At 74.8% G+C, this 19,367-nt stretch carries 8 protein-coding genes; 5 read left to right on the forward strand and 3 right to left on the reverse strand.

The genetic code is table 11. From position 1 onward, the window contains the following. Positions 1–6 precede the first annotated feature (6 nt). From FHU36_RS42560 to FHU36_RS42570, 3 genes are read right to left on the reverse strand one after another with little or no spacing between them, the layout of a single operon-like run. Positions 7–1,524: an AMP-binding protein gene (locus FHU36_RS42560; RefSeq protein WP_185089839.1), complete on the reverse strand. Its 1,518-nt coding sequence runs from the start codon at positions 1,522–1,524 to the stop codon at positions 7–9. Beyond that, positions 1,517–2,152 (reverse strand): hypothetical protein, encoded by a 636-nt coding sequence (locus FHU36_RS42565; RefSeq protein WP_185089840.1) that lies wholly within the window; start codon positions 2,150–2,152, stop codon positions 1,517–1,519. Before FHU36_RS42565 ends, FHU36_RS42560 begins: the two co-directional genes overlap by 8 nt. Then, positions 2,131–2,844 carry a Phenylacetic acid catabolic protein gene (locus tag FHU36_RS42570; RefSeq protein WP_312892231.1) on the reverse strand — a complete coding sequence of 238 codons (714 nt, stop codon included), beginning with the start codon at positions 2,842–2,844 and terminating at the stop codon, positions 2,131–2,133. Before FHU36_RS42570 ends, FHU36_RS42565 begins: the two co-directional genes overlap by 22 nt. Before the next feature lie 286 nt (positions 2,845–3,130). On the opposite strand from FHU36_RS42570, the gene FHU36_RS42575 reads away from it, so the two are divergent. The 5 genes from FHU36_RS42575 to FHU36_RS42595 are packed head-to-tail and all read left to right on the forward strand — an operon-like array spanning position 3,131 to position 19,365. Further along, positions 3,131–9,916: a non-ribosomal peptide synthetase gene (locus FHU36_RS42575; RefSeq protein WP_185089841.1), complete on the forward strand. Its 6,786-nt coding sequence runs from the start codon at positions 3,131–3,133 to the stop codon at positions 9,914–9,916. Then, positions 9,913–15,456 (forward strand): non-ribosomal peptide synthetase, encoded by a 5,544-nt coding sequence (locus FHU36_RS42580; RefSeq protein ID WP_185089842.1) that lies wholly within the window; start codon positions 9,913–9,915, stop codon positions 15,454–15,456. The genes FHU36_RS42575 and FHU36_RS42580 overlap by 4 nt, the downstream gene beginning before the upstream one ends. Further along, positions 15,453–17,405, forward strand: coding sequence for a saccharopine dehydrogenase NADP-binding domain-containing protein (locus tag FHU36_RS46700; RefSeq protein WP_221497443.1), 1,953 nt, complete (start codon positions 15,453–15,455; stop codon positions 17,403–17,405). Before FHU36_RS42580 ends, FHU36_RS46700 begins: the two co-directional genes overlap by 4 nt. After that, a complete protein-coding gene (locus FHU36_RS42590) occupies positions 17,402–18,589 on the forward strand; it encodes a Gfo/Idh/MocA family oxidoreductase (protein WP_185089843.1) in 1,188 nt (395 codons plus the stop codon). Before FHU36_RS46700 ends, FHU36_RS42590 begins: the two co-directional genes overlap by 4 nt. Next, positions 18,586–19,365: a thioesterase II family protein gene (locus FHU36_RS42595; protein ID WP_185089844.1), complete on the forward strand. Its 780-nt coding sequence runs from the start codon at positions 18,586–18,588 to the stop codon at positions 19,363–19,365. Before FHU36_RS42590 ends, FHU36_RS42595 begins: the two co-directional genes overlap by 4 nt. The last annotated feature ends 2 nt before the right edge of the window (positions 19,366–19,367 follow it).

Raw genomic sequence — 19,367 nt, forward strand, 5'->3', positions numbered from 1 at the left:
CTCACGTCAGCGGACTGGTCCGGCTGCCGCGCCGTCGCGCAGGGCGAAGCGGCGCAGCTTGCCGGTGGGGGTGCGCGGCAGCGCGCGCCGCAGCTCGACACCGCGCGGCACCTTGTACGGGGCCAGCCTGCGGCGGGCCAGCGCGATCAGCTCGCTCTCCAGCCGCCGCCCGTCGACGCCCGGCGCCGCGGGCACCACGAACGCCCGCAGCTTGCGCGCGCCCCGCTCGTCGGCGACCGCCGCGACGGCCACCTCGGCCACCTCGGGATGCTCGGCCAGCACCTTCTCGACCTCCAGCGGCGACATCGTGATGCCGCCCACCATCTCCAGGTCGTCGCGCCTGCCCCGGTGCACGTACGCCCCCGCCGCGGTGCGTACGGCCAGGTCGCCGGTGCGCAGCCAGCCGCCCGCCAGGGCGCGGGCCGTCTCCTCGGGCCGGCGCAGGTACTCCGGCAGCACGGACGCGCCGCGCACCCACAGCTCACCCTCGCCCTCGGGGACCGGGCGGCCGTCGTCGCCGCGCAGCTCCAGCTCGTAGCCGGGCAGCGGGCGGCCGATCGTGCCCGGTTCGTCGCGGGCGGCGGTGTTGGAGCAGAAGGCGTGGCCTACCTCGGTGGAGCCGAGCTGGTCGAGCACCGGTGCGCCGAGCAGGTCGCGGGTCTTCGCGCCGAGGGCGGGGTTCAGCGGTTCCCCGGCCGACACTGCGAGCCGTACGGAGGCGAACGCGCCGGGCGCGCACTCGGCCAGCAGGTTGGCGTAGGCGGACGGGACCGCGTACAGCAGGGTGACGCCGTAGCGCTCGACCGCCTCGGCGACGTCGGCGGGCGTGGGCCGGTGCGGCAGCAGCACGGCCGACGAGCCGGAGAACAGCGGGAAGACGAGGGCGTTGCCGAACCCGTAGGCGAAGAACATCTTCGACACCGACAGCGTCACGTCGTCGCGGCGCGCGCCGACGACGCCGACCCCCGCTGCGCGGTGGTAGCGGGCCGGGTCGGCGTGGCGGTGCAGCGCGGCCTTGGGGACCCCGGTGGTGCCCGAGGTGTACTGCGCGTACAGCGGGGCATCCGGGGAGACGTCCGCGGCCGGGGCGCGGGGGGCGCGTTCGGCGAGGCGCAGCAGCCGCTCGCCGGTCAGGACGGGCGACCCGGCGAAGCGCCCGGCGGTGCGGTCCGCGACGTCGTCGCAGGTGACGACGAGCGACGCCGCGCAGTCGGCGGCCATGAAGGCGTGGTCGTCCGGCGTGAGGCCGGGGTTGACGGGCACGGCGGTGACGCCGAGCCGGGCGGCGGCCAGGAACGCCGCCACCCACGCGATGCCGTCGCCGAGCGCGACGAGCGTCCGCGTGCCGGGCCGGGCGCCGTGGTCGAGGAGGACGGACGCGGCGCGGGCGGCGAGGTCGTGCACCTCGCCGTGGCTCCAGGTCCGGCCGGGGGTGTGGAAGGCGGGCAGGTCGCGCCAGCCCTCGCGGGCGGCCAGCTCGTCGAGGTGGCGGGCGAGGTTGCCGGTGGCGGGTGGTTCAGCCATGGCCGGCCCCCGTGCCGGCCTGCGTGCCGGCCTGCGTGCCGGCCTGCGTGCCGGCCTGCGTGCCGGCCTGCGTGCCGGCCTGCGTGCCGGGACCGGTACGGGCTCCCGTGCGGGCGGTGGCGACGGGGGCGACGAGGAAGGCGCCGTCCACCGGGCCGACCGGCCACCAGCCCTGCCCGAGCAGGATGGCGAGGAGGTCGTCCCCGTCGCCGGCCAGCGTGGTCGCGACGAGCGTGCCGACCAGCCACAGGATCGCGCCCGAGGCGGCCCGGGCGTCGGCGTCGTCCGGATCGGCGGGTTCCAGCAGAGGGGTGGCGAGCAGCATCGCGACGTGCTCGCCGAGTTCGAGGTGGGCGTCCCGGCCGGCGGCCAGCAGGGCGGCGCGGGCGTCGTTGCGGCGCCGCTCCAGGCCGGCCAGCCAGCGGGGATCGACGCGGTCCATGAGGCAGGCCGGCACCCGTGACAGCGCCCGCACCGGCAGCGCGCCGGCGAGCGCCGGCAGCGCCCCCCGCGCCGGCTCGCCGACGCGCGTCAGGCCCTTCAGCAGCAGCTCCACGCGTTCGCCGCCGGGGCCGAGGTCGGCGGCCAGGCCGTCGGGGGGAGCGGTCAGCTCGTAGTGCCGCGCCATCGCGGGTCCACCTCCGGGTAGTCGAGCCCCAGGTCGTCGCAGAGCAGGACGCGGGTGCGCCGGACGAACTCCGCGCGGCACTCGTCGTTCGTCAGCCGCTTGATCCCCCACTTGCGGAACAGCGCGTTGTTCGGGGAGTCGCCGCGCCCGAAGAACGGCAGCGTCATCGTGATGAGACGGTGCGCCGCCGCACGCACCTCCTCCCGGGTGGCCGGGTCGGCGGCCAGCCGCCCGGCCGTCGTGGCGCCGAACCGGACGTGGAAGCGCTCCTCCGGCATCAGCGACCGGCACAGCCGGCGCAGTGGCAGGTAGGAGCAGTCGCACAGGTCCTCCATCAGCACGATCTCCGCCAGGTCGACGATCGCCTTCGTCATGACGTATTCGGTCCAGCTCCGCACCTGGTAATCGAACACGGAAAGCGGCGGGCGCGTGTGCGGATCCTCCAGGCCGAGCTGTGCCGCGAGTTTGTTGAATTTCAAATGATGGCCGTATTCCTCCATGGCCATGCGGCACGCGAGCCATTTCTCGCGCGGAGTCGGGGCGAGCGAGATGGACGGCTCGTCGAAGACCGCCGCGCCCGCCGCCTCGTTGCGCACGTGGCTGTTGATGATCTTTCCGACGGCGGTGACGTACTCGTCGCCGAGCGCGCGGGCCTCGTCGGCTCCGGCCACGGTCTGCAGCGTGCGGGGCACTTCGCCTCCCTTTCTCGGCGCTACCGAGGCAAGCTAGGCGGCCTGCCGGACAGGGGCAAGTGCCCGGATGGGCACCTCGAAAGAGGTGCCCGCGAGTTCGCCGCCGGTGACCCGAACGGGCCGAACGGGTACGTTTACCGAAGAGCCGCAGAATACGCCGCACCGGTCGAGTAATAAGGTTAGGCAAACTTTATCGCCGGATGGGCAGGCGGCCGGGCCGCCGGACCGCCCACGAATTGCCTTTCACATTTGCGGGCCGGTCGCCGGTCGTGTCAGCTTGTTCGACATGTGGGAAACGGCGACGTTTCACGATGAGCTGGAGCGCACGGTCACCGGGCTGACCGGCGGCCCCTGCCGTGCCGTGCGGCCCGTCCACGGGCACGGGCCGACGTTGCTCGTGGAGGCCGGCACGGACGCCTGGCCGGCGGACCGCGTGCGCGCGGCCGTCATCGACGCGCACCGGCAGGTCGTGGAGACCGTGGTGTACGTCGCTCCCGGGTCGCTGGACGGCCGGTCCGAGGCGGAGCTGGTGACGGCGTACCGGCGCGGCGGGCTGGAGGTCGTCCACACCGACGCGCTGACCCCCGCGGCGCCGCCGGCGGCCCCCGCGGCCCCCGCCCGCGGGGGAGAGGCGCCCGCTCCGGACGTGCCGGCGTTCACCCTGGAGGAGGTGCGGCGGGCCGCCGCCGCGCTCGTCGGCCTGCCCGAGCGGGAGCTGGACCCGGACGACGACCTGATCCGCCTCGGCGTCGACTCGATCCGCATCATGCAGCTCGCCAACGACTGGCAGCGGCAGGGCGTCCGGGTGAAGTTCGCCGACCTGGCCGAGACGCCCACCGTGGCCGCCTGGCACGGGCTGCTCTCGTCCCGCGCCGCGAGCCCCGCCCCCGGTCCGCTGCCGGCCGTGGACCGCGACGCGCCGTTCGCGCTCACCCCGGTCCAGCACGCCTACTGGTTCGGCCGGCGCGACGGGCAGGTGCTCGGCGGCGTCGGCTGCCACTTCTACGTCGAGTTCGACGGCTCGGGTGTGGACGCGGCCGCCCTGGAGCGCGCCGTCCACGCCCTGTTCGACCGGCACGAGCTGCTGCGCACCCGGTTCACCGACGACGGCGCCCAGCGGATCCTGCCGCGCAGCCCGTGGCGGGGCCTCACCGTGCACGACCTGCGCGACCGCGCGGCCCCGGACGTGGCCGCGCAGCTGGCCGGGCTGCGGGAGCGGCTGTCGCACCGGCGGCTCGACATCGACCGGGCCGAGGTGCTCGACCTGACCCTGTCGCTGCTGCCGGACGGCGCCCACCGGCTGCACGTCAACATCGACCTGCTCGTCGCCGACGTCCGCAGCATCCAGATCCTCCTCGACGACCTCGCGGCCCTGTACGCCGCGCCGGACGAGCCGCTGCTCCCGATCGGCTGTACCTTCCCCGCCTACCTGGCCGAGCGGGATCGCCGCCAGGAGGACGAGCGCGCGGCCGACCGGCGCTACTGGGCGGAGCGCCTGCCCACCCTCCCCGGCGGGCCCCGGCTGCCGCTCGCCGTCGAGCCGGACCGCCTCGACCGGGTGCGCGTCGTGCGCCGCGACCACCGGCTCGGCCCCGAGCGGCGCCGCCGCCTGGCCGAACGGGCCCGCGCCCACGGCGTGACCCTGCCGATGGCCCTCGCGACGGCCCTGGCCGAGGTGATCGGGACCTGGAGCGAGTCGCCCCGGTTCCTGCTGAACATGCCGCTGTTCGACCGGCAGACGCTCCACCCCGACGTGCCGCGCATGGTGGCCGACTTCACCGACCTCATCCTGCTGGAGGTGGACCTCACCGAGCCGGCGTCGTTCGCCGGGCGGGCCGCCGCCCTGCAGAGCCGGTTCCAGGCCGACGCGGCGCACTCGGCGTACTCCGGGGTCGAGGTGCTGCGCGACCTCAACCGGGGCGGCCGCGCCGACCAGGTGACGGCTCCCGTGGTGTTCACCAGCGCGTTCGGCATGGGTGACCTGGTCGGGGCCGAGGTGCAGCGGCACCTGGGCAGGCTCGGCTGGATGCTCTCGCAGACGCCGCAGGTGTGGCTGGACCACCAGGTGGTGGAGGTGGACGGGGGGCTGCTGTTCAACTGGGACGCGGTGGAGGAGCTGTTCGCGCCGGGCGTGCTCGACGGGATGGCCGGGGCCTTCGCGCGGTTGCTGGACTGGATGGTCGAGCACGACTGGGACGCCGCGCCGCCGAGCCTGCTGCCGGGCGAGCAGCTCGTCGTGCGGGCCGGGGTGAACGACACGGCTGGTCCGGTGCCGGAGGGGGTGCTGCATGGGGGGTTCTTCGCGGTGGCGGGGCGTGAGCCGGGGCGGGTGGCGCTGGTCGGCGATGGGGTGTCGGTGTCGTATGGGGAGTTGGCTGGTCGGGCGTTGCGGGTGGCGGGGTTCCTGCGTGGGCGGGGTGTGGGGCCGGGGGATGCGGTGGGGGTGTCGCTGCCGAAGGGTGTGGATCAGGTGGTGGCGGTGTTGGGGGTGTTGGCTGCTGGTGGGGTGTATGTGCCGGTGGGGGTTGATCAGCCGGGGGTTCGTCGGGAGCGGATTCTTCGCCGTGCGGGGGTGCGGTTGGTGTTGGAGGGGGTGTGTGAGGGTGAGCCGTTGTCCGGGCCGGTGGGTGTGCGGCCGGAGCAGGCGGCTTATGTGATCTTCACGTCGGGTTCGACGGGGGAGCCGAAGGGTGTGGAGGTGTCGCATCGGGCGGCGTTGAACACGGTGGTGGATGTGAATGCGCGGTTCGGGGTGGGTGCGGGGGATCGGGTGCTGGCGGTGTCGGCGTTGGACTTCGATCTGTCGGTGTGGGATGTGTTCGGGTTGTTGTCGGTCGGTGGTGGGGTGGTGCTGGTCGGTGAGGAGGAGCGGCGGGAGGCGTATCGGTGGGCCGAGTTGGTGGCCGAGCATGGGGTGAGCGTGTGGAACACGGTGCCCGCCCTGCTCGACATGCTCCTCACGGCGAGCCCGCCCGGAGCGCTCACCGGCCTGCGCCTGGCCATGGTCTCCGGCGACTGGGTCGGGCTCGACCTCTCCGGGCGGCTGGCCGAGCACGCGCCCGGCTGTCGCCTGGTCGCCCTCGGCGGCGCGACCGAGGCCGCCATCTGGTCCAACTTCTGTTCCGTCCCCGAGAAGGTGCCGGCCGAGTGGGTGTCGGTGCCGTATGGGCGGCCGTTGACGAACCAGTGTTTCCGGGTGGTGGACGGCCGGGGCCGGGACTGTCCCGACTGGGTGGCCGGTGAGTTGTGGATCGGCGGTGTGGGGGTGGCGCTGGGGTATCGGGGTGATCCGGAGACGACGGCGGCCAGGTTCGTGGAGCGGGACGGTCTGCGCTGGTATCGGACCGGTGATCTGGGCCGGTACTGGCCGGATGGGACGTTGGAGTTCCTGGGCCGGGTGGATCACCAGGTCAAGGTGCGCGGTCATCGGATCGAGCTGGGCGAGGTGGAGGCCGCTCTGCTCGCTCATCCGGCCGTCAGTCAGGCCGTGGCCACTGTCGTCGGGGGAGCCGCCCGCCGTCTGGCGGCCCTGGCCGTCCCGGCCGGGGACGCTCCGCGCCTGGACGAGTTGCGCGCCTGGCTGACCGACCGGCTGCCGCCGTACATGGTGCCCGAGCACGTCGCGCTGCGGCCGGACGTCCCGCTCACCCCCAACGGCAAGATCGACCGCGCGGCCGTCACCCGCATCGCGGGTGAGCACGCCGCCGGCCGGATTGAACGCCTCGACCCGCCACGCGAAGGGCTGGAGAGCACCGTCGCCGGCCTGTGGCGCGAGCTCCTCGGCGTGGACGCCGTCGGGCGCGACCACGACTTCTTCGCCCTCGGCGGAGACAGCCTGCTCGCCACCCGGCTCATCACCCGGCTGCGCGCGGCCGGCGTCGCGGGCGCCGAACTGTCCCACCTGTTCGAGCGGCCCGGCCTCGCCGACTTCGCCGCGACCCTGCGCCACGGCGATCCGGCCGCCGAGAGCGGACGGTCCGCCCCCCGGCCCGCTCTCCGGGCCGACCCCGAGCACCGGCACGACCCGTTCCCCCCGACCGACGTGCAGCGCGCCTACTGGGTGGGCCGGACCGACGACTTCGCCCTGGGCGGTGTCGGCTGCCACTTCTACACCGAGTACGACCTGACCGGGCTGGACCTCGCCCGCCTGGAAGAGGCGTGGAACCGGCTCATCGCGCGGCACGAGATGCTGCGCGCCGAGTTCCTGCCCGACGGCCGCCAGCGCATCCTGCCGCGGGTGCCGCGCCTGGCCATCCCCGTCGTGGACGCCGACGACGACGACGCCGACCGGGCTCTCGCCGGCCTGCGCGACGCCATGTCGCACCAGGTCCTCGACGCCACCCGTTGGCCGCTGTTCGACGTGCGCGCCGTCCGGTACGGCGAGGACCGCACCCGCCTCGGCGTCAGCTTCGACAACATCGTCCTCGACGCGCTCAGCACCATGACCCTGCTGCGGGAGCTGGAGATCCTGTACGCGGACCCGGCCGCCGAGCTGCCCCCGATCGGCATGTCGTTCCGCGACTACGTGCTCACCGTCGAGCCGGACCCGGAGGCGCTGCGCCGCGCGGAGACCTACTGGTCGCAGCGGGTCGCCGACCTGCCACCGGCCCCGCAGCTTCCGCTCGCCGCCGACCCGGCCCGGATCGGCCGCCCCCGCTTCGCGCGCCGCCAGGCCCGACTGTCACCCGGGCAGTGGGCCAGGATCAAGGAGACCGCGCGCGCCTGCGGCCTCACCCCGTCCACGGTGCTCGCCACCGCGTTCGCCGAGGTGCTCGGCGCGTGGAGCGCCCGCCAGGACCTGACGATCAACCTCACCCTGTTCGACCGGCGGGAGGTCCACCCCGACATCGACGCGGTCCTCGGCGACTTCACCTCGCTGCTGCTGGTCGCCTACCAGCCGGAGCCCGGTGACACGTGGCTGGCCAACGCCCGCCGCCTGCAACAGCAGGTCGTCCGCGACTTGGAGCACAGCGAGGTCTCCGCCATCCGGGTGATGCGCGAGCTGGCCAGGCAGACCGGCTCCGCCGAGGTGACCATGCCGGTCGTCTTCACCAGCACCCTCGGCGTCACCGGCGAGGACGGCGCGAGTACCGGCCGGATGTTCGCCGAGCCCGTGTGGGGCGTCTCCCAGACGCCGCAGGTGTGGCTGGACCACCAGGTGGTGGAGTCCGGCGGCGGGCTGCTGTTCAACTGGGACGCGGTGGAGGAGCTGTTCGCGCCGGGCGTGCTCGACGGTATGTTCGCCGCCTTCGCCCGGCTGCTGGAGTGGCTCTCCACCGGCGACTGGGACCGTGAGACGCCCTCCCTCGTCCCCGCCGAGCAGCTCGTCGTGCGGGCCGGGGTGAACGACACGGCTGGTCCGGTGCCGGAGGGGGTGCTGCATGGGGGGTTCTTCGCGGTGGCGGGGCGTGAGCCGGGGCGGGTGGCGCTGGTCGGCGATGGGGTGTCGGTGTCGTATGGGGAGTTGGCTGGTCGGGCGTTGCGGGTGGCGGGGTTCCTGCGTGGGCGGGGTGTGGGGCCGGGGGATGCGGTGGGGGTGTCGCTGCCGAAGGGTGTGGATCAGGTGGTGGCGGTGTTGGGGGTGTTGGCTGCTGGTGGGGTGTATGTGCCGGTGGGGGTTGATCAGCCGGGGGTTCGTCGGGAGCGGATTCTTCGCCGTGCGGGGGTGCGGTTGGTGTTGGAGGGGGTGTGTGAGGGTGAGCCGTTGTCCGGGCCGGTGGGTGTGCGGCCGGAGCAGGCGGCTTATGTGATCTTCACGTCGGGTTCGACGGGGGAGCCGAAGGGTGTGGAGGTGTCGCATCGGGCGGCGTTGAACACGGTGGTGGATGTGAATGCGCGGTTCGGGGTGGGTGCGGGGGATCGGGTGCTGGCGGTGTCGGCGTTGGACTTCGATCTGTCGGTGTGGGATGTGTTCGGGTTGTTGTCGGTCGGTGGTGGGGTGGTGCTGGTCGGTGAGGAGGAGCGGCGGGAGGCGTATCGGTGGGCCGAGTTGGTGGCCGAGCATGGGGTGAGCGTGTGGAACACGGTGCCCGCCCTGCTCGACATGCTCCTCACGGCGAGCCCGCCCGGAGCGCTCACCGGCCTGCGCCTGGCCATGGTCTCCGGCGACTGGGTCGGGCTCGACCTCTCCGGGCGGCTGGCCGAGCACGCGCCCGGCTGTCGCCTGGTCGCCCTCGGCGGCGCGACCGAGGCCGCCATCTGGTCCAACTTCTGTTCCGTCCCCGAGAAGGTGCCGGCCGAGTGGGTGTCGGTGCCGTATGGGCGGCCGTTGACGAACCAGTGTTTCCGGGTGGTGGACGGCCGGGGCCGGGACTGTCCCGACTGGGTGGCCGGTGAGTTGTGGATCGGCGGTGTGGGGGTGGCGCTGGGGTATCGGGGTGATCCGGAGACGACGGCGGCCAGGTTCGTGGAGCGGGACGGTCTGCGCTGGTATCGGACCGGTGATCTGGGCCGGTACTGGCCGGATGGGACGTTGGAGTTCCTGGGCCGGGTGGATCACCAGGTCAAGGTGCGCGGTCATCGGATCGAGCTGGGCGAGGTGGAGGCCGCTCTGCTCGCTCATCCGGCCGTCAGTCAGGCCGTGGCCACTGTCGTCGGGGGAGCCGCCCGCCGTCTGGCGGCCCTGGCCGTCCCGGCCGGGGACGCTCCGAGCCTGGACGAGTTGCGCGCCTGGCTGACCGACCGGCTGCCGTCCTACGCCGTGCCGTCGACCCTCCGCCTGGTCGCCGGCCTCCCGCTCACCCTCAACGGCAAGATCGACCGCGCCGCCCTCGCCCGCCTGGCCGGACAGGACGACACCACCGCGGACGCCCCGCCCGACGGCGACACCGAGCGGACCCTCGCCCGCATCTGGCGCGACCTGCTCGTCGTGCCCGAGGTCGGCAGGCACCAGAACTTCGTCACCCTCGGCGGCGACAGCATCCTGGCCGCCCGCCTGGCCGAGGAGATCCGCACCGAGTTCGGCGTCGAACTCCCGCTCCGGGAGCTCTTCGCCGGACCGACCATCGCCGAACACGCCGCCCTGATCGACCAGCGGCGGACCGCGACCGACTTCGAGGAGGGGACCGTATGAACGCCGGCCGGCTCGCCGCGGAACTCGAGCGCCTGGGCGTCCACCTGTGGGAGGAGTCCGGACGGCTCCGCTACCGCGCACCCCAGGGCGTGCTCACCGACGAGCGACGCGCGCTGCTGGCCGAGCACAAGGCCGCCCTGCTCGACCACCTCACCCGCCGCGAACCGGCCCCGGCCGTCCACGACCCCGCCGGACGCCACGAGTCGTTCCCTCTCACCGACGTGCAGGCCGCCTACCTGCTGGGCCGTAGGGACGCCTTCGACTACGGCGGCACCGCCTGCCAGGTCTACGCCGAACTCGCCTTCGCCGACCTCGACCCCGCCCGCCTCGAACAGGCCTGGAACCAGCTCGTCCACCGCCACGACATGCTGCGCGCCACCGTCCACACCGAGGGCGGCTACCAGCAGGTCAGCCCGCAGGTGCCGCACTACCGCGTCCAGGTGGCCGACTTACGCGACCGGCCCGCCGCCGACGTGGCGGCACACGTCGAGCGCACCCGCGCCGAGATGGACCACCGCGTCTACGACCCGGACGACTGGCCGCTGTTCGAGCTGCGCATCACCCGCACCGGGAACCGCGACCTGCTGCACGTGTCCGTCGACTTCCTCATCGCCGACTACCTCAGCATCCGGCTCCTGCTCACCGAACTGGAACGGCTCTACCGCGACCCGGCCGCCGCCCTGCCCCCGCTGGAGATCACCTTCCGCGACTACCTGCTCGCCGCCCGCCGCGAACGCGACGGCCTCGCCTACGAGCGCGACCGCGACTACTGGGAGTCGCGCGCCGACGACCTGCCCGGCCCGCCCGAACTCCCGATCACCGAGCAGGCCGCCACCAGGGCCGGCACGCGCTTCACCCGTCACCAGGTCACGCTCACCCCCGACCAGTGGGACGGCCTGCGCGGCCGGGCCGCCGCCCACGGGGTGACCCCGTCCACGGCCGTCCTCACCGCGTTCGCGGAGGTCATCGGCCGCTGGAGCCGCCAGCCCGCCTTCACGCTCAACCTCACGCTGCTCAACCGCCGTCCCCTGCACCCGCAGGCCGCGGACCTGGTGGGCGACTTCACCACCGTCAGCCTGCTCGCCGTCGACACCACCGCCGCGGCCACCTTCGCCGGGCGCGCCGCCGCCGTGCAGAGTCGCCTGTGGGAGGACCTCGACCACCGCCTGTACACCGGGGTCGAGCTGATGCGCGAGATCGCCCGCCGCCGCGGCAGGGGCGCCGCCCTCATGCCCGTCGTCTTCACCAGCACCGTCGGCGTCGGCGACGACCCGGCCGGCGCCGACGGCCCGGCCGAGGTGGTGTACGGCAGGAGCCAGACCCCGCAGGTGTGGATCGACTGCCAGGCCCTCGTGGAGGGCGGCACCCTGCACGTCCGGTGGGACGTCCGCGACGGCGTCCTGCCCGACGGCGTCGCCGAGGACGCCTTCGGCGCGCTGCGCGGCCTCCTGCTCGACCTGGCCCGCTCCGATGCCGCCTGGGCCGCCCCGGACCCGGTACGGCTGCCCGCCGCGCAGACCGCACGTCGCGAACGCGCCAACGCCACCGCCGCCCCGCTCCCCACCGGCCTGCTGCACGACCCCGTCGTCGCGCAGGCCCGCCGTACCCCGGACCGGCCCGCCGTCGTGACCGGCGACCGCACCCTCACCTACGGCGACCTGCTGGCCCGGGCCCGCGCGGTCGCCGCACGGCTGCGCCCCGGCACGCGCGTGGCGATCCTCATGGACAAGGGCTGGGAACAGGTCGTCGCCGCGCTCGGCACCCTCCTGGCCGGAGCCGCCTACCTGCCGGTCGACACCGGCCAGCCGCCGGCCCGGCGCGAACGCATCCTCGCCGACGCCGGAGCCGCCCAGGTGCTCACCCAGTCGTGGATCGCCGAACGCCCGCCCGGCGTGGAACTCATCGACGTCGACACCCTCGACCCCGCGGGCACCCCGCCGCCCGTCTCCCCACCGCCCGTCTCCACGCCGCCCGTCTCCAGGGTCCGGCCCGGTGACCTCGCGTACGTCATCTACACCTCAGGCTCCACCGGCACGCCCAAGGGCGTGATGATCTCGCACGCCGCCGCGCTCAACACCGTCGCCGACGTCAACGGCCGCTTCGCCGTCACCGCCGGCGACCGCGTGCTCGGCCTGGCCGGCCTCGGCTTCGACCTGTCGGTCTACGACATCTTCGGCCCGCTGGCCGTGGGCGGCGCCCTGGTGCTGCCCGACGCCGGCCGCCGCGGGGACCCCGCCCACTGGGCGCGGCTCGTCGCCGAGCACGGCGTCACCGTGTGGAACTCCGTCCCCGCCCAGCTCCAGATGCTGGAACACTACCTCGGCGCCCACCCCGGCACCGGCCTGCCGTCGCTGCGGCTGGCGCTGCTCAGCGGCGACTGGATCCCCGTCGCGCTGCCCGGCCGCGTCCGCGCCCACCTGCCCGCGCTGGAGCTCGTCAGCCTCGGCGGCGCCACCGAGGCGGCCATCTGGTCCATCCACCACCCCATCGGTGACCCGCTGCCCGGCTGGTCCAGCGTCCCGTACGGCAAGCCCCTCGCCAACCAGGCGTTCCACGTCCTCGACCACGAGCTGCGGCCCCGGCCCGACTGGGTGCCCGGCGAGCTGTACATCGCCGGCGCGGGGCTGGCGCTCGGCTACCTCGGCGACGAGCAGAAGACCGCCGAACGCTTCATCCGCCACCCCGAGACGGGGGAGCGGCTCTACCGGACCGGCGACCTCGGCCGCTACCGCGACGGCGGGGTCATCGAGTTCCTCGGCCGCGAGGACCGGCAGGTCAAGATCCGCGGGCACCGGATCGAGCTGGCCGAGGTCGAGGCCGCCGTCCAGGCACATCCGTCGGTGGCCGCCGCGCACGTCCTGGTGGACGGCGACGGTTTGGACCGCCGCCTGGCCGCGTTCGCCGAACCCGCCCGCACCGCGGCCGGTGCCGCCGCCGCCGGCGCCGCCGCTGGCGCCGCCGCCGCCGCCGCCGGCGACGGCGACGGCGATGGCGAAGGGGGACGGCCGGTCGCGGAGCGGAGGGCGGCGGACGCCGCTGAACTGAGGGCTGCGGCCGCCGCCGCGGCGGACCCGTGCACCGCCCACATCGACCGCGCCGAGCTCATGGAGTTCATCGCCCGGCTCGACCGCGCCGCCGTGCTCGGCATGGCGCAGGCGCTCGTCCGGCAGGGGCTGTTCACCGAGCCGGGCGCCGCGGCCGGCGCCGAGGAGGTGCTCGCCGCGACCGGCGCCGCGCCCCGCCACCACCGCCTCGTCCGCCGCTGGCTGCGCGTCCTGGAACGCGAAGGGCTGCTCGAACGCCACGGGGAACGGTGGCATGCCGTACGGGCCGTCGGCGCCGAAGACCTGGCGGCGGCCTGGCGGTCCGTGGACGAACTGCAACGGGAGGACAGCTACCCGGCCGAGCTGATCGGCTACTTCAGGGACAGCACCGACCGCCTGCCCGAGCTGCTGCGCGACGAGCTCGACCCGCTGCCGCTGCTGTTCCCCGAAGGCCGGCTGGAGATCTCCGAAGCCGCCTACCGCGAGAACATCATCAGCCGCTACGTCAACCACGCCGCCGTCGAGCTGCTGCGCCAGATCGCCGGCCGCCACCCGGGCACGCTCCGGGTGCTGGAGGCGGGAGCCGGCGTCGGCGGCACCAGCGCCCAGACCATCCCCGCGCTCGACGGCCACGACGTCGACTACCTCTTCACCGACGTCTCGCCGTTCTTCATCAACGAGGCGCGCGAACGCTTCGGCGCCCGCCCGTGGGTCCGCTACGGCCTGTTCGACATCAACGAGGACTACCGCGAGCAGGGCTACGCCCCCAACGACTTCGACGTCATCCTGTGCGCGAACGTGCTGCACAACTCCCGCCACGCCGGCCGGGTCCTGCGACGCCTCACCGAGATGCTGCGGCCGGGCGGCTGGCTCGTCTTCATCGAGACCACCAAGGACAGCTACCAGATCATGACCTCGATGGAGTTCATGATGCCCGGCAAGGACCCCGCCACCTGGGACTACGAGGACCTGCGCCGCGGCCTCGACCAGACCTTCCTGGACCGGGAGCAGTGGCTCGGGCTGCTGCGCGAGGCCGGCGCCGACGCCACCGTCTGCCTGCCCGGCGACGGCGACGTGACCGGGCCGCTCGGCCAGAACGTCTTCGCCGCCCGTTTCAAGGCCGACCGGGCCCGCCTCGACGTGGCCGGCCTGGCCGGGCACCTGGCGGCCCGGCTGCCCGAGTACATGATCCCCGCCCACCTGCAGGTCGTCGACGCGCTGCCGCTCACCCCCAACGGCAAGGTGGACACGGCCGCCCTGCGCGGGCTGCTGCCCCGCGCCGCCGCCGGTCGCGCCTCCGCCGGCGGCCCGCCCCGCGACGACCTCGAACGCCGCCTCGCCGCCGTCTGGGCCGAGGTGCTGCACCTGCCGCGGGTGAACCGGGACGACGACTTCTTCGACCTCGGCGGCGACTCCCTCGTCGTGGCCAAGCTCGCCGCCGTACTGCGCGAGCAGGTGCCCGAGGCGCGCGAGGTGTTCTGGGACGACCTGGTCCGCCACATCCTGCACCGGCCCACCGTGGCCGCCCTCGCCGACGAGCTGCGCCGCGGCGCCCGGCCTGACGACGACGGCGGCCGGCCCGAAAGCTCCCCGCTGGTGCCCCTCGGCGGCGAGCCGGCCGGCGCCGGGACGCTGCGCGTGCTCGTCCACGAGGGCAGCGGCACGCTCAGCCCGTACCGGGCGCTCGCCCGCCGCCTCGCCGACAAGGGCGACCGGCTCGCCGGCCTCGCCGTCACCGAGGTCGACGCCTACCTCGCCGAGGACCCGCGCGGCCTCATCGAACGGCGCGCCGCCCGCTACGCCCGCACCCTCCTCGACACCGGTGCCACCGGGTTCCACGTCGTCGGCTACTGCATGGGCGGCCTGCTCGCGACGGAGGTCGCCCGGCAGCTCACCGAGGCGGGCGCGCACGTGCAGAACCTGACGGTGATCAGCAGCTACACGCTGCCGCGCGTCATCGACGACGACCTGGTCGCCGAGTACGTCTTCGCCCGCGTCATGGGCGTCGACCCGGCCGCCGCCGGCCACCTGGCGGACGAGGAGGCGATGTCGCGGCTGTTCGAGCGGCTGCTCGCCGAGGACCCCGAACGGGTGCCCGCCGGCCGGCTCGCCGCCGAGTCCGACGCCTTCGGCCGCCTGGCCGCCCGCCCGCAGGCCGAACGGCTGGCCGCCATCGGGCGGGCCGCCGCCACGGCCCACGCCGACGCCGACGTCGAGCGGCACGTCACCTCCCTCTACCAGGTCGTCCGGCACAGCCTCGCCGCCGTCGGCACCCACCGGCCCGAGCCGTACGCGGGGGACATCACGTTCCTGCGGCAGCTCGGCGACACCGGCTTCCTGCCGTGGCTGCGCGACGACATGACGGGCTTCTGGCGCGAGCTGTGCCTGGGCGAGCTGGCCGTGGCCGACATCCCGGGCGACCACTTCACCTGCCTGCAACCCCCGCACGTGGACGAGGTCGCCATGCTCCTGACCCCCCTCGGGGAGAGCCGATGACCTCCCCCACCCCACGCCCCGTCCCGCTCCCCGCCGGAGCCCCCGGCCACACCGGCGCGGGCGCCGCCCCTGTCGGTGCGCTCGGCCACGCTGTCACAGGCGCCGCCCCTGTCGGGGTGCTCGGCTGCACCGGCGCGGTCGGCCGCGCGCTGGTGCGCCGCCTGCGCGAGGACGGCATCGGCCCTCTCCGCCTGGGCGGCCGCGACCTCACCCGCGTCCGGGCCGTGGCGTCCTCGCCGCCCGCCACTCCGCCGGGCCCGACGGGCGTGCTTGGCGTGGCCGCTACCGGTGGCGACAGCGGGTCGGGGAACGAAGCGGTCACCTCCGGTGACGGTACCCAGATCGCCGAAGCTGTGCGGGTCGAGGAGGCGCGGGCCGAGGAGGCGCGGGCCGAGACGGTACGGGCCGAGACGGCGGGGGCCGAGGCGGTGCGGGCCGAGGCGTCGGGGGTTGAGGCGGTGCGGGTCGACGTGGAGGACGCGGGAGCGCTGGCGGCGTTCTGCGCCGGCTGCCGGATCGTCGTCAACTGCGCGGGCCCCTCCTCCCGCATCCTCGACACCGTCGCGCGCGCCGCACTCGCCGCCGGCGCCGCCTACGTGGACGTCGCCGGCGACCACATCGACCGCACCCTGCTTCAGACCATCGCGACCCGGCCACGCCCCCCGGCCACCCCAACCCCCGACACCGCCCCCACGACCACCGCCCCCACGACCCCGTCCGGCGACAACACCCCCATCACCCCGTCCGGCGTAACAGCCCCGCACTTCGAGGCCGCCCCGCCTGGCGGCGCCGTCCAGCCCGGCGAGGCTGCTCTGTACGGGGAGACTGCCCCGTCCGGCGAGGCTGCTCTGTACGGGGAGACTGCCCCGTCCGGCGTAACAGCCCCGCACTTCGAGGCCGCCCTGTACGGCGAGGCCGCTTCGCCCCACGGCGTCGCCTCGCCTGGGGAGACGGTCTCGTCTTGCGAGGCCGGCTTGACGGGCTCGTCCCACCAGGTGGCCGCGCCCGGCCTGACGGGGCCGGCCCGCGAGTCTGCGCCGTGGGGACGTGGAGGGGTGGGCGGGGATGCTGCGGTGGTGTTGGGGGCCGGGATGATGCCCGGGCTGTCGGCCTTGTTGCCGAGGTACCTCGCTGCCGGGTTCCGCCGGGTGGAGCGGCTCGTCGCGTACGTGGGTGGGTTGGACCCGTTCACGCCTGCCGCGGCTCGTGACTACGTCGCCTCCCTGGCCGGCGGCTACGGCACAGCGCTCGCGGCCTGGCGGGGGCACCGGCCGGTGCGAGGGGCGTTGCGGCCGGTTCGTGGCGTGCGGCTGCCGGGCTGGTCCGGTCGCGTCAGCGCGTACCCGTACCTCGCTGCCGAGACCGGGCGGCTGGCTCGGGCGCTGCGCATCGCCGAGGTGGAGTGGTGGACCGTGTTCGACGGGGAACGCACCCTCGACGCGCTCGCCCGTGCCGGGGACGCCGAGCCGGAGCGGGCGGCGGAGGCGCTGGTGCGCGCCTCCAGGCTGGAGGCGTTCGGGCGTGAGCCGTACTTCCAGATGGTCTTCGAGATGACCGGCGACGGTGGTGGCCGGACGCTGGTGGTGCGCACCGGGCAGAGCCACGAGCTGAGCGCCGCCGTGGCCGCCGCCGCGACGGTGGCCGTGCTACGCGGCCAGGTACCCGGGGGCGTGCACGAGGCGGCCGACGTGCTGAGCCCGGAGGACGTGTTCCGGCGGCTGTCCGCCGACCCGTCCCTGACCCGCCTGACGATCGACCTCGCCGAAGACGACCGTGTCCAGAGCCACCTCGCCGAGGGTGACCGCGCCCAGAGCGGCCGCGATCGCGCCGAGACTGACCCCGTCGGGACCGGCCCCGGTGCGACCGGGTCGGGCCAGGCCCGGACGGCTGCCGCGGTCAGTGGCGACTCGGCCGGGGTGGGCGCTGGTGTGGAGGAGGGAGTGCTGTGAGGGGACGGCCCCGCGTCCTGGTCTGCGGTACCGGCTTCGGCCGGGTGCATCTGGCGGCGTTGACCGATCCCCGGTCGGCCTTCGAGCCGGTCGGGATCCTCGCCAAGGGCGGGGAGCGGTCGCGGGCCTGCGCCGCCGAGGCGGGCGTGCCGCTGTACACGCGGGTGGAGCAGGTGCCGGACGGCGTGGACCTGGCCTGCGTCGTGCTGCTCGGCGACGTCAACGGCGGCCCGGGCAGCGCCGTCGCTGCCGAGCTGATGGCCCGCGGCGTGCCCGTGTTGCAGGAGGGGCCGCTGCTGCGCGACGAGCTGGCCGGCTCCCTGCGCGCCGCTCGCCGTCAGAAGGTGGCGTTCCAGGTGAACACCCACTACGTGCATCTGCCGCCGGTGCGCAGGTTCGTGGCCGCCGCCCGGGCGCTGCGCGAGGAGCAGGAGCCGCTGTGGGTGGAGGCCGCCTGCGGCATCCAGGTCGCCTACCACCTGGTGGACGTCCTGGGCCGGGCGCTCGGCGGGCTCAGACCGTACGGGTTCGCCGCGTGCGGCACGACGGACGGGCCGCGTACGCCGTTCCGCACCCTGGAGGGCGTGATCGCGGGTGTGCCCGTGACCCTGCGCGTGCAGAACCAGCTCCACCCCGCCGACCCCGACAACCACGCCCACCTGCTGCACCGCATCACGATCGGCGCCGAGGGCGGCACCCTGACCCTGCAGGACCCGCACGGCCCCGTCCTGTGGTCGCCCCGCCCGCACCTGCCCGCCCGGGCCCGGAACGCCACCCGGCTGCACGACGCCGCCGACGCGCACCTCGACTTCCCGGCGTGCGCCCCGCTCGGGCCGGCCGAGGCTCCGCCGTACCGGGAGATCCTCGCCCGGATGTGGCCCGACGGCGCCCACCGCGCCATCTCCACCACCTGGAAGGCTGTCCGTGATGGAATGGACACGATGCGTGACGGACAGTACTATCTCGCGGTCAGCGGGGTGTGGCAGGACCTGACGGCGGTGCTCGGCTTCCCCGAACGGCTGACCGGGCCGCCGCCCCGGCCGCTCCCCGCCGAGCCGCTGCGCGCCGCCGCCACGAAAGCCGTCCCGGAAGCCGTCCGGGAAGCCGTCCGGGAAGCCGTGTCGGAGGCCGCCACGAAAGTGGCCGAGGAGGAGCCGGACGCACCGGAGGAGGCGACCGCATGACCGTCACCACGGCCGAGCCGCGCGAGCGCTGGCTGCGGCCGTTGCGCGAGCACGACGTCCCCAGGCTGCGCCTGGTGTGCTTCCCGCACGCGGGTGGCGCCGCCGGCTTCTTCCGCACCTGGGCGGCCCGCCTGCCGCACGGCATCGAGCTGTACGGCGTGCAGTACCCCGGCCGCCAGGACCGCATCGGCGACGGCCACGCCACCACCATGGACGACCTCGCCGGCCCCGTCGCCGCCGCGCTGGAGCCGCTGGCCGGCGTTCCGGTCGCCCTGTTCGGCCACAGCATGGGCGCGGCCGTCGCCCACGAGACCGCCAGGCGGCTCGAGAGCCGCCTCGGCCGGCCGCTGGCCGGGCTGGTCGTCTCCGGAAGACCGGCGCCCGACCGGGTGCGCCGCTCCGACGTCCACCTGGGCGGCGAGCAGGCGCTGCTCGACGACCTGCGCCGTCTCGGCGGCACCAGCGACGAGGTGCTCGACGACCCCGCCCTGCGGGCGATCGTGGTGCCCACCCTGGAGGCCGACTACCGGCTGATCGAGACCTACCGTCCCGCCGCGACCGCCCCGATCCGCACCTCGGTGTGCGCCTGCGTCTCCGACGCCGACCCCGAGGTCGAGCCCGGCGAGGCGGCGGCCTGGAAGCACCACACCACCGGCTCGTTCGAGCTGCGCGTGTTCGCCGGCGACCACTTCTACCTGGTGCCGCAGGAGGCCGAACTGGTCGCCCAGGTGCTGCGCTCCTGTGACCTGCCGGCCCCCTGGCCCTCCACCCCCTGACG

Source organism: Nonomuraea muscovyensis (genome assembly GCF_014207745.1).
Taxonomy (GTDB): domain Bacteria; phylum Actinomycetota; class Actinomycetes; order Streptosporangiales; family Streptosporangiaceae; genus Nonomuraea; species Nonomuraea muscovyensis.

What these genes read in the sequence shown, in the direction of transcription:
- FHU36_RS42560 (WP_185089839.1), bottom strand. Translation starts at nt 1,524, where the DNA reads ATGGCTGAACCACCCGCCACCGGCAACCTCGCCCGCCACCTCGACGAG.
- FHU36_RS42565 (WP_185089840.1), bottom strand. Translation starts at nt 2,152, where the DNA reads ATGGCGCGGCACTACGAGCTGACCGCTCCCCCCGACGGCCTGGCCGCC.
- FHU36_RS42575 (WP_185089841.1), top strand. Translation starts at nt 3,131, where the DNA reads ATGTGGGAAACGGCGACGTTTCACGATGAGCTGGAGCGCACGGTCACC.
- FHU36_RS42580 (WP_185089842.1), top strand. Translation starts at nt 9,913, where the DNA reads ATGAACGCCGGCCGGCTCGCCGCGGAACTCGAGCGCCTGGGCGTCCAC.
- FHU36_RS46700 (WP_221497443.1), top strand. Translation starts at nt 15,453, where the DNA reads ATGACCTCCCCCACCCCACGCCCCGTCCCGCTCCCCGCCGGAGCCCCC.
- FHU36_RS42595 (WP_185089844.1), top strand. Translation starts at nt 18,586, where the DNA reads ATGACCGTCACCACGGCCGAGCCGCGCGAGCGCTGGCTGCGGCCGTTG.